The following is a 15,110-nucleotide window of genomic DNA, read 5'->3' as shown; positions in this document are numbered from 1 at the left end:
CTATTAACCGCTACAGAAGCATTTAAACAGTTGGCATAAAAATTGTTGTATATTACCTTTTGTTCATATGCCCTCTTCTCTGCCGAACAGCCCTTAACACAGGATTGAAAACAGATCGCGTCACTTCCCGGCATCTTACACAGTTCGAGACTGCGTTATGTACCTCCCGAAAGTCATTGTATGTTAGATCAGACCGCCTTAGTATAACCAATTGAGGTGAGAATATTTTAATGACTATATACGATTAATAAAACCCTGCACGCCCCTTGCCTGGCTGGGCAAGCCAGTTGTGTTTATGGCTCTTGTCCAGTTCTCCTCGCATCGATTGAATGATCTGCACAATGTCTGTCTGTCCATTCTGATGCCATTCCAGCGCTGCGCTGACATACAGCTCTCCCAGCTGTGCAAGTGAAAAGGTATCCGTCAGTCGCGCAGCTTCCAGCGTGCCTTCTTCCCCTGCGAAGACCCCAAAGCCTCGCTGGTTCAAATATTGCAGGCGGAGCCCTTCATCCGGCAGCGGTATTTCATAAGCCCGATCGAACCGTCCGGCACGGTTCATGAGCCCCGGGTCTATTTTCTCCGGATAATTGGTTGTGCCAATGAGGAAAATGCCCTCTTTGGATGTTGCCCCATCCAGTGTATTTAGGAAAAAGGAACGGACTTCATCCGGCATAGAATCGATATCCTCAATAATCAGCACCATCGGCGCCAGACGTTTGGCTGCTTCAAATACTTCACGTACCGATTCGCTATTGGTGTATTCGGTAATTTGCCAATATGCAGCAGGACCCGGAATGCTCCCGGCAATGGATTTCACAAGGGTCGTCTTACCGTTCCCCGGGTGTCCATAGAGCAGAATCCCCCGTTTATATGGGATATCGTAATCTCGATAAAAGGAGCGATCCGCCTCGAAAAACTGGTCCAGGGAACGAAAAATATCCTGTTTAATTTGCAGAGATAGCACGACCTCGTCTCTCCCCACAGAGCGGGTAATGGATTCGACATGACGGTCACTACCATTGCGGGCATCCGTGTATACTGTAACCTTTTTCATATTTTGCTGCCGTTCCCGTTCTCTTACACTGCCCAGAAACTGCTTCAATTCCTCTTCTCCTGTAGCAAAAACAAAATCCTCATTGTAGATCCCGTTCTCCCGGAAAAACGGAATGCGGACAAGTGCTACGCCCCAGTGGGGATAGGCAAATACATTGTTGCGAATCGAATAATGTATACCATAGGTTGGCGCATCTCCATCGTCTTCATAATGCAGTGTGCGCAGCTCCAGATCTTCGAAAATCCGGGCAACCAGCTCCACCTCGGTACTGTTGCTTTGCAGATCTTCTTTAAGCAGATCCCAGTATTCACTGTTTGGATCATCGCTGGCATAGAGTTCATAACGAACACCATATCGATTGCCAAGCGCTTCAATGATGCCGCGAATCAAGCGGGCATATATGGCATAACCTTCGTTTCGAATTTGACTGTCTTGTTGCTCATAGGAATAAATAACTCCATTAGGATTCATTTGTTCTTTCTCTACGGTCATTACTTAGCTCCCTTCACAGCGGCAAGTGGTTTACATTTGGCTACAACTTGAGCCAGACCTGCGCCGGTCACACTATCCATAATTTCATCGACATTTTTATACGCTTGCGGCGATTCATCTATAATGGATTCAAGTGAACGCTGGTTCACCACAATCTCATCTTCAGTTCCCACGCCCAGCGCTGAGGCAAAATCCTCCACGGTAACCAGGCGCTTTGTTGCTGTACGCGAACGAATGCGTCCTGCCCCATGACAGATTGAATAATAATTATCTTTCCCCTCGGGTTGGCCTACCATGATATAAGAAGCCGTCCCCATTGAACCGGGTATGAGCGCGGGATGACCTGTTGCCAGGTATGGCTTTGGATTATCCGGATGACCTGCAGGCAATGCACGTGTTGCCCCTTTGCGGTGTACAAAGACGGAGCCCTGATCCGCGTGAGATTCCTCCCATGCATAGTTGTGCATCAGGTCATAGAGGGTGCGGAATTCGCACTTCGGACCAAACACATCCCGAAAAGCCTCGCGAATCGCAAACGCAATCAGATGGCGATTCACTACGGCATAATTTAATGCAGAGTACATCAAATTGACGTAATGGCGACCTTCCGCATGATCAAGCGGAGCAAAAACGAGTCTTGGATCGGCTGTTCCCAGACCATTTCGCTGCATCACTTTGGCAATCGCCGATGAACTGGTTTGGCTTACATACCCGCCCCATGCCCGGGAACCGGAATGAATCATAACAACAATTTGGCCATCGTACAGGCCCCAGGCTTCCGCAATCTCCCGGTTTTCCTCGGCAATCTCAATGGCTTGAATCTCGGCAAAATGATTACCTCCACCCAAAGTCCCTAACTGGCGATGAGCCCGATGCCATGTCATATCTTGTACCATATTCAACACTTCCTCGTCAAAGGCAAACTTGCTGCTCTCGACATGAGTAATGGAAGTAGATTTTTTCGGTGTGTAGCTGTCCGGAATATATTTCTTGGGTAAGCCATGCAAGCCTTTGCGCACGATATGCTCCAGGCGTATATCCGAGTAATGACCGCGCTGATTTGCCTCCATCGGCAGCACCTTCTCAATAGCTTTCACAAGTTTACGGCGCAGCTTCACGTCTTTCAGGTCGTCCTTATGCAAATTGGTCATATGCACCCGCATGCCACAGCCAATGTCGCTGCCTACGATGGATGGAGATACAAATCCACTCTTGGCATCCCATACCGCTGTTGTGCCGATGCAGGTACCTACACCGACATGCACATCAGGCGTGTAACTCATGTAGGAAATACCCGGGATTTGAAGATTATTGTTCGCCATTTCGAACACCTTATAATCCAATGAGGAGAACAGCTGTTGTGCCGCATATACCGTTAAGTCCCCAGCAGGCAATTTGACTTTATGTCGGTATCCACCTGTGGGTTCGTTTTGGCTTGTAAATAAATTGGGTTGAGTATTCATAAATGTTTTTTTCCTTTCCGTACGTTCAGCTAATTCAGTTCAATTCAAAAATCGAACGCTAACTCTTTGTTAATTCATATCCATATTCAGTTAAACAAAAAAAGAAGCCACGGACAGTTCGCCCGTGACTCCTTCATGACAATAACAGAAAACAAAAGCAGCATGAACATGCCGCGTCTGTTCTCCATTGCTATATACGCTGAGAGTAGCATATCGATTAATAACGTTCCAATGATAAACGATATGCATCTTCCCCTATGTCGCCCGTATGAGGCCAAAGAGACGATGAACTGGGTATACAATTATGTCTGTGCTTCGTAGTGTCATTGTGAGTTTCAAATCATAACCAACCATCATGTCTCTCGGCCTCCCTTCGTAAATATTATGTTTATATTAAGCGGACCCGTTTCAATGTGTCAACCCTTTTCTTGGAAAATCCCCATTGTGCATATGCGTTAGATTGAACTTCGTACTAATAAATTTTATAAAAAAAGGCAGGGTCTGAAGGAACAGACCCTGCTTACTCAAGCATATCATGATATTAGATATTGATTATTATTTTGACAGGGTTGACCATGTTTTCGTCATTTCCCTGCTTGTTGTTCCAGTTCTTCCACCGGATTCTCATCTTCTTTTGCAGGAACCTTAGAGGACAAGAACCAACCGCATACCGCAATCGTAATCAGTACAATGTAGAACCCGAATTTCCAAATTTTATTTTCCGGGAAATGCTCATCCAGAACGCCCAATGAAGGGTGCGCCAGCGTAATAACAGCCAATTTAACCCCAACCCATCCCACGATAACGAAGGCTGCAACTTCAAGCCCTGGACGTGAATGGAGCAGCTTAACGAAGAAGGAAGCCGCAAATCTCATAATTACCAGACCGATGAATCCGCCGAGGAAGATAACGATAAACTGTCCACCATCAAGTCCGCCGATCGGAGGCAATCCACTTGGTGGCAAAGCAACAGCCAACGCCACAGCTGCGAGAATCGAATCGACCGCGAACGCGATATCTGCCACTTCCACTTTAAATACAGTCATCCAGAAACCAGATTGTCTTTTTGGTTTTTTGGGTGTGGAATCCGCTGCTTCATCTGTTTTATTTCGGCTGCCCATAACCTTTTTGACAATGTGATTAATGGAGATGTACAAGAGGTACAGGGCTCCAATCGCTTGAACCTGCCATACGTCCACCAGGAACGAGATTAGGAACAACGAACCCAATCGGAAAATGAATGCACCCAACAAACCATAAAATAACGCTTTTTTGCGTTTTTCGTCAGGCAGGTGCTTAACCATAATAGCAAGAACCAATGCATTATCAGCTGCAAGCAATCCCTCAAGGACTACTAATACGGCGAGAACCCACCCATACTCCAATAATAATGACAACTCCAAAATTGACTCCTCCTTAGTATCCTTATGATGTACAAAAAAAAGGACCTTTACCATTACTGGTAAGGTCCTTTTTATTCACAAAAAGAGACCTTTACCCAGTATGAAAACTTGGTAAAGGTCTCGCTAACAACAAAATTGCTGCCAATAAAGCCGGGGATAGAATCCCGAACTGACGACTTTACTGTGAAAGCTACTCCCCTTTAACATAAGGAATATGCGGTTTTTAGTTGGAACGGGTTCAATAACCTGTTCTCATCATATTCATAACGATAAGCAAAGTCAAGCTTTATTTGACAGTCTGCGATCCAGCTTGCGAAAGACCAGCAGATCATAGATGAAATTGCCCAAAGGGATAAACGATACAAAAAATAAAGCGATCGGACGACGTAAGCGCCATTTTTGCGTGGTATACATACTCACCAAAAATAATAAATACATCAGAAATAAAAAACCATAAATGTTGCCAAACCATGTGACCGCCTGCGGCATGATCCCCGCATTTCGCAATGGAAAAGCAACAAATAACAACAGCACATATGAAAGCCCCTGCAACCACAGCAGCAGTCGAAAGCGACCAAGTGTAGAATGTAACATTTTTTTCCTCCTGCTTCTAAATACGCGCAATGAATTCACTGCAACCCGTACAGTATATCACAAAAACGAAATTTACCCTCACGCGCAGTTCCACAGGAGCCAAACCCAGCCAAAGCACATAGGATATATGACCAAGATTGTTACGAATATGGACAAGGAGGATCCTGTTGATGAAAATAGCCCTAATAGCACCTGAAAAATTGCCAGTCCCAGGTAACGGATCAGTCGAAATCTGCATTCTGGGCATTGCTCGTGAACTTGCGCTTCGTCACCAGGTGACGATCATAAGCCGTCAGATGCCCGCACTTTCCATCACAGAGCAAATCGATGGCATTACGATCCGGCGTGTGCCAGCAACCAGTCCCAACGAGTACACAAGGGCCGTTATTCGTTTTCTGAAAATTCAACCCTTCGATCTTATTCAGGTAGATAACAGACCCCATAGTATGGCTGCAATTAAACGTGCTTTCCATTCCATCCCCGTGGTGCTCTATCTTCACTCGTTAACCTTTGCACAACCTGGGCCAGCAAGATTAGCACTGCTAAAAAAAGCGAATTGGATTGCCGTCAACAGTCAATCCCTCAGACAGAGGCTGGGTCGAAGATTCCCATCCTTGAAACGACGCATGGGCGTAGTGCCGCTTGGCGTGGACCTAAGCCGCTTTTTGCCAGCAATAAAAGGAGAGCAGCAGCTTCTGCGCAGGCAGTTCGGTATTTCAGGGCCTTTCTCCATTCTGTATGTAGGCCGACTTATTCCTGGCAAAGGTGTGGATGTACTGATTCGTGCCGTAGCTATTCTTCAGCAACAGGTACCCGTGCAACTGATCATTGCGGGGAAAGGACCTCAGGTCTACGTCCGCAAACTGCGACAGCTTGCCCGAAAATTAAAGGTTGAGGCCGCCTTCCGAGGTCAGATCGCCCATGAACACATTGACCGTTTGTACCGGGCTGTGGACTGCCTGGTGTGCCCTTCCCAAGAACATGAAGCCTTCGGACTGGTGAATGTTGAAGCTATGGCTTCTGGACTACCCGTCATTGCTTCAGACAATGGGGGCATTCGTGAAATCATTGTCTCCGGGAATAATGGATACCTTGTGAGACAGTATCACAACCCCCGAAGTTTCGCTGCATACCTGTATAAACTGGCAGACAATCCTTCTCTCGCCCGTTCTCTCGGAGAAGCCGGACGTGCAAGTGCAGTTGAACAGTTCAGTTGGGCTAGGACAGCCATGCATCTCGAAGCAGCTTACACAAGACTCATCCGGGGATAGATCTGGTTGAGGCCGCGCTTTCCGTCAGGCTTTTTCACGTGACTGCCAGTCTGCAATAAAGCTATCCATATGCGGAACAGGGACATACATCATTTCAATTAATTCCACAATTATCATCTCTTTCATGGTAAACCTCACTTTAGCACAGGTCTGTTGGTGGAAAGCATCATAGATTCCTGAGCCTGTCCAGCAGCCGTGAGGAGCGAGCAGAGGGTTATTAACAATATATCCAACCGTCCCAATGGGAGGAACGACAACCCTAATGGCTTGAGAATCTGCCCGATTATCGGGATCTTTGACCAGAAATAGGGTATCCCCCACATTTAAAGCTTCTACGCCATGATAATGTTCCATTCCATACATGGCGGCAAATATTTTGGTTCTCATCACAAAAGCTCCTTTTACACATTTTTTTAAAATTTAGAAGGGTCGAAATTATTGATCTTCCTCATAATGCTTCATCCACTCTATGAGTTGTTCACGAATTTCTTTACGATATTCACGGGGTTCAATTACCTCCGCTTCGGGGCCAAATTGATATAACCATTTCAGGAATTCACGACTACTGTTCAGCGTTACTTCAAATAACAATCCGCCATCAGGCATATCCGTCATTCGTGGACGAACAAACATCTCTTCTTCTTTTATGTAGGGGGCCACCTCTTTACTAAACCTTACTTTAAAATGAATCAGTTTATCCCCACGATCAATGGACCACGTGTTTTTCATGAACTGCGTTATGTTGAAATCCCCCATAACAAAATGGGTATTAGTTTGTATAACGTCCAGAAAGCGACTGATCCGAAACAAACAAACTTTCTTCAGCAAGTGACAATAACCAATTAAATAAAAACGCTGGTCGCGCGGAATGAGGTAATAGGGATCAATCTCGCGGACCGTGATTTCATTTTTCGTAAGTGTGTGATATTGAGTTCGAATCGTTTGTTGATCCAGAATGGCTTCAATGACTGGAATAAGCAAATTGGGATACTTCCCTTCTTCCCGGTATGCAGGTGTGCCCATACGAATAATACCTGCAATATTTTCTACAATGTCACTGTTTCTCGATTTCATTTTGGTATGGGCCGTCATCACCTTATCAAAAGCTGAATCAAATTCAGCCGGGAGTTGCGAAGTATCCACCACGGATGGAAGCATGGAGAACACCATGGCTTCCTGTTCGGTAAAATCCAGAGGATACATGGCAAATTCACCAATGAACCGATACCCTTTGCCATAACCTTCATTCATGATAGGGGCAACCCTGTCCAAAATTCGGAGATCGCGATAAATCGTGCGCACAGTTGTACCGCATTTCATCGCCAATTCTTTGGCGGAAATTCCGGGATTCGCTTGTATAGCCTGAAGTATACGCAGAAGACGAATTAATTTCTCTGTCATGTAGTTTCTCCCCTTCGATATTTTATCGGCAAGGAAAACTAGTTCCTTTAGTCCGGTACTAAATCTTTAGTCCCAAACCTGTTTTCGCAATTTCACCTTATATGTATAGTTCAATCGCACTTATTCGGCTTATTAAATATACATTCTCTTACTTGCTTGCGTAAAATCTTAACCTCAAGTCCATATACCTACGCCTGATAGCCTACTTAGCATTCAAAAAAAACGAAAAAAAATCTTGCCTCTTTGACCAGAGACAAGACTCTTTTACTTGTTTATTTGTGCAATTGCAATAATTTAGTCAGCACATTGACCATATGGTCGCACAGTTCAGGGATGTCTCCCATCTGATCTTCATTTACACTGCGGTCAAAATGTACTTCAGCTGTGACAGCATACGTTGCTGGCTTATCTTCAAAAATATAATGAATATGCTGCTGCTTTCGTTGTTCCGGCCAGCTCTGCTGTATTATGGAGCTAATCGCCGGACATTGAGTCTCAGGCTCCTTAATAACCATCCTGAACCGAAGTCGCAAACGGCAACCTAAGTGACCACCCGGTGTTTCCAGAATTTCAGCTGCGAGCTCCTCAAGCGATGTGCTCAGGACCACTTCACCTGTTATGTGAGGGTAATCTCTCAGGCAGAATTGCAACACGAACTCTCTGGACATACGCGCCATCTCCAGCTGATCCTTCCGGTCCGTTATGGAAATAAGTTCATCCAAATTATCAAGATCATACAGGTGGTTTTCAAAGCCTACTTTCAAATTGTCATAAATCGTCGGATCAAACATGATGCGAAACCTGCCTTCTTGTGCAATTTATTCCGATTAGTTGCTTTTCCGTGGTAAATAGCTTGCCAATTTGCCTAACTGCGCAACTTGAACGATAGGCTCATTCTGCCTTACTATCATAACGAATAACGCCACTATGCGGCAATCTCTCATGAGTAAAACAGCATACGATACCGCCCCTTTTCCCCGTGACCCAACTTAGGACAGAGCCTTCCCAATATAAAAAAAGCCCGGTCATTACGACCGGGCTTGGTTGAGGTCAGAATATTGAATATTCTGATCCCTTATTCTTCTTTAGCTGGTTCTTCTGATGCAGCCGGTTCCGCTTCATCCGCAGAAGCCGTAGGCTCTGCCTCAGCCGCTTGTGGCGGCATCACGGAAGCGATGATGGAATCAGCTGCCGTCACCAGAGTCAGTCCTTTATCCAGCTTGATATCCGCAGCCGTCAAACGATCACCAATTTCCAGTCCGCTGACATCCACCTCAATGGAGGTTGGCAGATCAGCTGGCAGTCCTTCGACCTCCAGTTGAGTTTCCTGTGTCTGGAACACACCGCCTGCCTTGGAACCGGCTGCGGTGCCTTGGAAGTCGATCGATACACTAACGCTGATCGGCTTGTTCTTCGAAATCTGCAGGAAGTCCACATGCAGCAGACGTCCGTTACGTTCCTGCTGATCCTTGATCAGCACTGGAACCGTTTTGCCGCCCTCCAGATTGAGGTTGAACATCTCGGAGCGACCTGTACGTGCTACTTTCAGCATTTCTTTTTCATCTACATGTATCGCGGCACCTTCCAATCCCGGGCCATAAACGACTGCCGGAACACGTCCGCCTTGTCTTAACAGGCGCAATGCTGCACCTTTCTTTTCAGTTCTTGGTGTTGCCGTAAGTTGAGCCATTTTTCCGTTGGATTTCATGATTGAACATCCTCCTTCAAGGGATCCTTACTTCATATTTGTTAGGAAGCCATAAGCTTCTCTCTTAGACCAGAATGGCCTTGTTCATGCGTGGCCGAATCTGGGGCCATATCTATATTTACCCCAATGAAAGGCCATCTCAAACACTGACTTGTAGAGTTTTTTTATTTTTCAGGTGAAATGTATCTTTCTGATGAACAAAAAAGCAGCCGGAATACCTTCCGACCACTTATTAAGCATACATTTCACAACTAGTTGTACAAACGTTATAACTTAAGCAAAATTATGCACTGTTACGATCATCCTCTGCATCACTTTCACGGATAACTTGCATCTGATCCGACCCACTGTGAACGATAATCTGCACATCTCCGTCTTCAGGACCGATATCAACATAACGATCTCCGCAGGTATCTTTGGCTTCCCATTCATTCAGCCGAATGATTAAGCCCAGATGATGCAGTCCTGGAGCGACCCGAAAACGGGCTTCTGCTGTATTGCCCACTCGCTCAAACGGGATAGCCCCATCCTCCATACCTGTGCCCCATACCCAGACATCCCATCCCTCATAACACTGATCTTCCCGTTCATATCGGAGAGTGACAATTCGGGAGATGGATTTGTGGATTTTGATATTCAGCGATGCCTGAATCCCTCCAGCCTCCGCGATTATCTGGGTGGAGCCTGGTGTTAAAGCTCGCACAATTCCTGCTGTACTGACAGCTGCATGATCCAGATGAGACGAGCTCCACCGTATCTTCATCCCTTGCAAGGGCTGGCCGAATTGATCCAGAACCAAGGCTCGGAATCGATTGACACGTGTCGTATACATCACAGACTCCCCTACAATTTCAATTCGTTCCGGATGGAGTTGATCCACCTGCAACGTACACTCTGCGGTAATCGTGCCACAATGGACGCTAATGGTCGCTTCTCCGGTCTCCCCTGTATGAATGGTCCCATCGGATTGAATCGCAATAATGTCCGGGTTCGAAGAGCTCCAGGTCACCGATGCGTTCTCCACCACATTACCAAAACGGTCTCTGACCGATGCTCGCAAGCCAGCAATCTCTCCGACACTGTACACAAGACGCGGCGAATGAATCTCAATCACAGCGGGTTCAGCACCGCCGCCATACTCCGTATCATACAGTACCATCAATGACCACCGTTCTACCACTACGGTTCCGCTCACCGTCTCAATGCGATCTGTACCTGCCTGATGATCATTCACCACGATATGCCAGTCGCCCTCCGGAAGACTCACTTGCTGCTGCTGACCTGTTCCGTTGTAGATCACCACGATCTGATTCCAGGTATCCTGATTGGCTCCGCCCTCCAGTGTAAATGCAACCACATTTCCTTCTGCACGCATCAAGCGAAGATGATGTCGTACCTGCTCGGCATTCATCATGCGAAAAGCCGGATGTGTGCGGCGCAGATGGATCAGGCCCCGATAATAGTCAAAAACAGGTCTGAAGCGAGATTTATTCGCCCAAGTGATCGTATTCACGGCGTCCCCGCTGCGATAACTGTTGTGATCTCCTGCTTTGGATCTCAATATCTCATCCCCTGCATGGAGGAATGGAATACCCTGTGAGGTGAGTAAAATCCCTGTCGAGAGCAAGGAACGGCGGACCATCTCATGGTCAAGCACATCATCTGCATTAACATACCTATAAGGGTCTGCCGCCTTAACCGCCGATTCCGCACTGCCTCCTTCCACAGGCTGACCATCCCTCCATACCGGAAACCCGAGATCATGTCTGAGGTACATCGTTGTGGCGATTTTGTCCCACAGATTGAGATTATCATGCGCTGTCACATAATTGACGGATTCCACAGGTGAAGACGTAAAATCATCCAGCGCTCCGGCAACACCCTGGACAATTTCGTACTCCTTACCGTCTGCTCCGGTAACAAAGCCTTTGCCGATGCCATCACTATCCCCTTTGATGGCACTGCGGAAATGATCGTTAAATACAGCAAATCCCTGACCGCGCTGTGTTCCTTTTAACGTTTTCCGCTCCAGTGGCGAATCTCCGCCTGTCCACGGCTCCCCGTAGATCAGAAAAGCCGGATCAATCTGTTCTCTCAGCTCGCGGGTCACTTCGTTCATTGTGTCTGTATCAATCAGACCCATCAGGTCGAAGCGAAACCCGTCCACATGATATTCCTCTGCCCAGTACAGGAGAGAGTCCAAAATATATTTTCGCACCATGGGCCGTTCTGTAGCCAGTTCATTGCCTACACCTGAGCCATTGCTCAATGTGCCGTCCTCACGATAACGATAATAGTAACCCGGTACAATTCGTTCAAAAGGTCCCTCATCCACGCTATACGTATGGTTGTAGACCACATCAAGCACGACACGAATGCCTTGTCGGTGCAGGGAATGAATGAGCGCCTTGAACTCCCGGATCCGAACCGCAGGATCACGAGGATCGGTGGCATAGGAACCTTCCGGCACATTGTAGTGCTGAGGATCATACCCCCAGTTGTATGGCAACTTGGCATTCGAGCTGGTATCCGTTGCTGCCAGTTCATCCACCGTCTGATAATCCGCTACAGGCAGAAGATGCACATGCGTAATGCCAAGTTCGACAAGATGATCTACACCGATGGAGTTGCCGCCTCTGTCCGTTAACCCGGAGGATGTAAATGCCAAATATTTCCCCTTATAAGGAATATCGGCATGAGGGTCGGAGGAGAAGTCACGCACATGTAATTCATATAAAACAGCATCTGCCGGACGCAGAAATACAGGCTTCACATCCTCTTCCCAATCCACTGGATCGGTTGTATCCAGGTCAATTATGGCCGTTCGCTGCCCGTTCGCGGATACAGCACGAGCGTAAGGATCGGGTGCCACGGCAATATGCTGATCATCATGCGTAATGGAATACATATAATAATGTCCAGCCCAATCCCCTTCAAGCTGTACACTCCATATTCCGTCCGGGTCACGGGTCATCGACCGCTTCTGTCCATCATCATGTTCAGTTACTTTTCCACTTGCATCATATCGTCCCTCATCATCAAAAATGAGTAGGGAAACCTGCTGTGCTGTAGGTGCCCACAGCTTGAATGTGCTTGCCGCACGAGTATATGTTAAGCCAAGATCGTTGCCTTCATATCGAAAAGCTGTCCATTCCGGCATCGTTCCCACCGCCTTTATATCCATTGATTTCGTGTTGTCCCGATGTTACGGAGCAGGACGTCATTTGTCAACCCGGGGTTGTCTGTACTCAACATATCGGTTGAACAGAGGCTTTCAATTAGCATGGTAAAAGTGATGCATATCCTGATAGCAATCGCTTTCAAGATATAGCATATGTAAACAAGCGCCATAGATTGACAGCATTTGTACCTGTCCTGATGAAAAAAGAAGAGAGCACACCAAATGGGGTGTCCCAAGTCATCAGCATGATGACAGGAACACCCCTTTGTAGCTTTATTCCATTCTAACGAATCGAGGACACGCTATTATGATTTTGTACCGGCAGCTTCTCGCGGAGCCGACATGAAACACGGATGTCAATCTGAGCCACCTTTAGACCAAGGGAAAAGGTTCACTCGTTTGAATACATAACCATCATAGATATCGCGGGGACGCTGACCTGACCGTCCTTGACCGTGCGCAGCACATCGGTGCCGGCTTGCCCCTGCTCTACAACCACATACCATATACCTGAAGGGACGGAGGTTGTACGGGTTTCTTTGGAAGCATTATAGATAATGATCATCCGTCCCCATGAATCTCCGACAGCCGTTCCTGCCAGTTCATAGGCCAACATTCCTTCTCCTTTTTCAAGCAATCGAATATGCGACTCAATCTCTCCCCGGGTGCGAAGACGAAACGCAGGATGCTCGCGCCGAAGATGAATCAGGCCACGATAATAATCATAAACAGGCTTAAATGCTTGCTTTTGCTCCCACCGAATGGCATTAATTGAATCCCCACTCTTGTGGCTGTTGGCATCGCCATACTTGCTACGCAGAAATTCATCTCCAGCCGCAATCAATGGAACCCCTTGGGAAGTCAGCACGATGCCACTAGCAAGCAGACAGCGCCGGACCGTCTCGTTCTCCAGTATGCAATCCGGGTCAACGTGTAAGTAGGGCTTCGCATGCTTTACAGCCTCTTCCACGCTGTCGCTGCCTTTCACACGACCATCCTCGCTATATGTGATAAATCCCAGCGTATCGTGCAATCCTTGTGTCCGTGCGACTTTGTCCCACAGGTTGAGATTATCATGTACAGTTACATAATTAATCGTTTCCGATGGGCTGGCCGTAAAATCGGTAATGGCTCCCCGCACGCCTGTCCATATATCATCTTCCTTTCCCTCCGCTCCTGTAGCAAATCCGGTTCCCGTTCCATCGCTATCGCCTTTGATTGTTCCACGGAAGTTATCGTTAAATACAGCAAATCCGGCTTCACGCTGTGATCCCTTTAGGGTCATTTGATCCCCAAGTGGTGATTCCAGTGCTCCCCAGGGTTCGCCGTACAAGAGGATGGACGGTGAGACCTCTGCATGCAGTTCTGCTGTGAGCTCTTTCATCGTTGCCATGTCAATCAGACCCATCAGGTCAAAACGGAACCCGTCCACATGGTACTCCTCTGCCCAGTAGCGTACGGAATCGATGATGAACTTCCTCACCATAGGGCGCTCTGTAGCCACTTCATTGCCTGTACCCGATCCATTGCTGTACGTGCCATCCGGATTCTGACGGTAGTAATACCCTGGGACAAGCTTCTCAAATGAACTGGCTGCGGTGTCAAATGTATGATTGTACACCACATCCATAATGACTCCGATTCCCTTCTCATGAAGGGCAAGCACCATCGATTTGAACTCACGAATTCTGGTCTCGGGCTCATCTGCACGTGAAGCATAGGAACCTTCTGGGACGTTGTAATGAAGTGGATCATATCCCCAGTTATAGCGTGAGTCATCGGAAGTCCTGTCATCTGGCTTGGATTCATCTACGGTCGCAAAATCAAATACCGGAAGCAGGTGTACATGAGTGATGCCCAGCTCAGCCAAATGATCGATCCCCAGCGTATTCCCGTTTGAATCGCGTAGGTCCGTCTCGGTAAAAGCCAGGTACTTTCCTTTGTGTCTCATGCCGGATGACTCATGGATCGAGAAATCGCGCACATGCAGCTCATATAAGACCGCATCTACCGGGCTCACCAGTTCTGGACGGATATCCTCATTCCATCCATTCGGATCGGTCTGTTCCAGTCTGACAATTACACCCATTTCTCCATTCATGGTCACAGCCCGTGCATAAGGATCAACCGCAACCTCCTGACGTCCGTCTTCAAAGGTAATGCGGTACATATAACGATATCCTTGCCACTCGCCTTCGAGCTTCAGGGACCAGATACCCTGATCCTGTTTGTGCATCGGTATTTCTTTTTGTATTGCCTGATTCTTCGGCTCATTGGGAGTCCCCCCTGTTGAAGGCGGATATATTAGTACATCCACCTGTTTTGCAACAGGCGTCCACACTTTGAAACTACAGGCTTGTGGTTCCATCGTTACACCCAGATCTCTACCCCGGTATGTATCCACTACATTCAATCCTTCTAGCTTCTGATGATCATCAATCATGTTGTGTATTCCCCTTTCAATGACAATAAAATAATTGTGGAACGAATGCTCCTTACTTTTTATACCCCTTCTGTCACTTAACCATAATCTTGGGGATGAA

Annotated in this window: 11 protein-coding genes; 1 reads left to right on the top strand and 10 read right to left on the bottom strand. The window is 47.1% G+C overall.

What is annotated here, in order from left to right:
- Positions 1-244: 244 nt before the first annotated feature.
- The 4 genes from P364_RS0126895 to P364_RS0126880 form a co-directional block, all read right to left on the bottom strand.
- Positions 245-1,546, bottom strand: coding sequence for an ATP-binding protein (locus P364_RS0126895; protein ID WP_442952274.1), 1,302 nt, complete (start codon positions 1,544-1,546; stop codon positions 245-247).
- Complete coding sequence (locus tag P364_RS0126890; RefSeq protein ID WP_024633129.1) at positions 1,546-3,009, bottom strand: RtcB family protein; 1,464 nt, start codon at positions 3,007-3,009, stop codon at positions 1,546-1,548. The genes P364_RS0126895 and P364_RS0126890 overlap by 1 nt, the downstream gene beginning before the upstream one ends.
- Positions 3,010-3,593: 584 nt before the next feature.
- Positions 3,594-4,412 (bottom strand): TerC family protein, encoded by an 819-nt coding sequence (locus P364_RS0126885; RefSeq protein WP_024633128.1) that lies wholly within the window; start codon positions 4,410-4,412, stop codon positions 3,594-3,596.
- Between the two features lie 279 nt (positions 4,413-4,691).
- Entirely contained in the window at positions 4,692-5,006 is a 315-nt protein-coding gene (locus P364_RS0126880) for a DUF3817 domain-containing protein (protein WP_024633127.1), read from the bottom strand.
- A gap of 170 nt (positions 5,007-5,176) precedes the next feature.
- Between P364_RS0126880 and P364_RS0126875 the strand changes: the two genes are divergently transcribed.
- The gene (locus tag P364_RS0126875) at positions 5,177-6,277 is read left to right on the top strand and encodes a glycosyltransferase family 4 protein (protein WP_024633126.1); all 1,101 of its coding nucleotides are present in this window, start codon (positions 5,177-5,179) and stop codon (positions 6,275-6,277) included.
- A 24-nt stretch (positions 6,278-6,301) separates the two neighbouring features.
- Here P364_RS0126875 and P364_RS0126870 read toward each other — a convergent pair whose 3' ends face one another.
- The 6 genes from P364_RS0126870 to pulA (P364_RS0126845) all read right to left on the bottom strand — a co-directional run bounded on the left by P364_RS0126870 (position 6,302) and on the right by pulA (P364_RS0126845) (position 15,010).
- Positions 6,302-6,664, bottom strand: a complete 363-nt coding sequence (locus P364_RS0126870; RefSeq protein WP_024633125.1) for an HIRAN domain-containing protein — start codon at positions 6,662-6,664, stop codon at positions 6,302-6,304.
- A 48-nt stretch (positions 6,665-6,712) separates the two neighbouring features.
- A complete protein-coding gene (locus tag P364_RS0126865) occupies positions 6,713-7,678 on the bottom strand; it encodes a helix-turn-helix transcriptional regulator (protein ID WP_024633124.1) in 966 nt (321 codons plus the stop codon).
- A gap of 272 nt (positions 7,679-7,950) precedes the next feature.
- Positions 7,951-8,469: a hypothetical protein gene (locus tag P364_RS0126860; protein WP_024633123.1), complete on the bottom strand. Its 519-nt coding sequence runs from the start codon at positions 8,467-8,469 to the stop codon at positions 7,951-7,953.
- Between the two features lie 284 nt (positions 8,470-8,753).
- A complete protein-coding gene (locus P364_RS0126855) occupies positions 8,754-9,386 on the bottom strand; it encodes a 50S ribosomal protein L25 (RefSeq protein WP_024633122.1) in 633 nt (210 codons plus the stop codon).
- A 283-nt stretch (positions 9,387-9,669) separates the two neighbouring features.
- Positions 9,670-12,546 carry a type I pullulanase gene (gene pulA / locus P364_RS0126850; protein ID WP_024633121.1) on the bottom strand — a complete coding sequence of 959 codons (2,877 nt, stop codon included), beginning with the start codon at positions 12,544-12,546 and terminating at the stop codon, positions 9,670-9,672.
- Positions 12,547-12,958: 412 nt separating this feature from the next.
- On the bottom strand, positions 12,959-15,010 hold the full coding sequence (gene pulA, locus P364_RS0126845) for a type I pullulanase (protein WP_024633120.1): 2,052 nt from the start codon (positions 15,008-15,010) through the stop codon (positions 12,959-12,961).
- Positions 15,011-15,110: the final 100 nt, after the last annotated feature.

It is taken from the genome of Paenibacillus sp. MAEPY2 (assembly GCF_000499205.1).
Taxonomy (GTDB): Bacteria; Bacillota; Bacilli; order Paenibacillales; family Paenibacillaceae; genus Paenibacillus; species Paenibacillus vandeheii.
The sequence above is the reverse complement of the archived record's forward strand: the minus strand, read 5'-3'. Positions and strand labels throughout refer to the sequence as shown.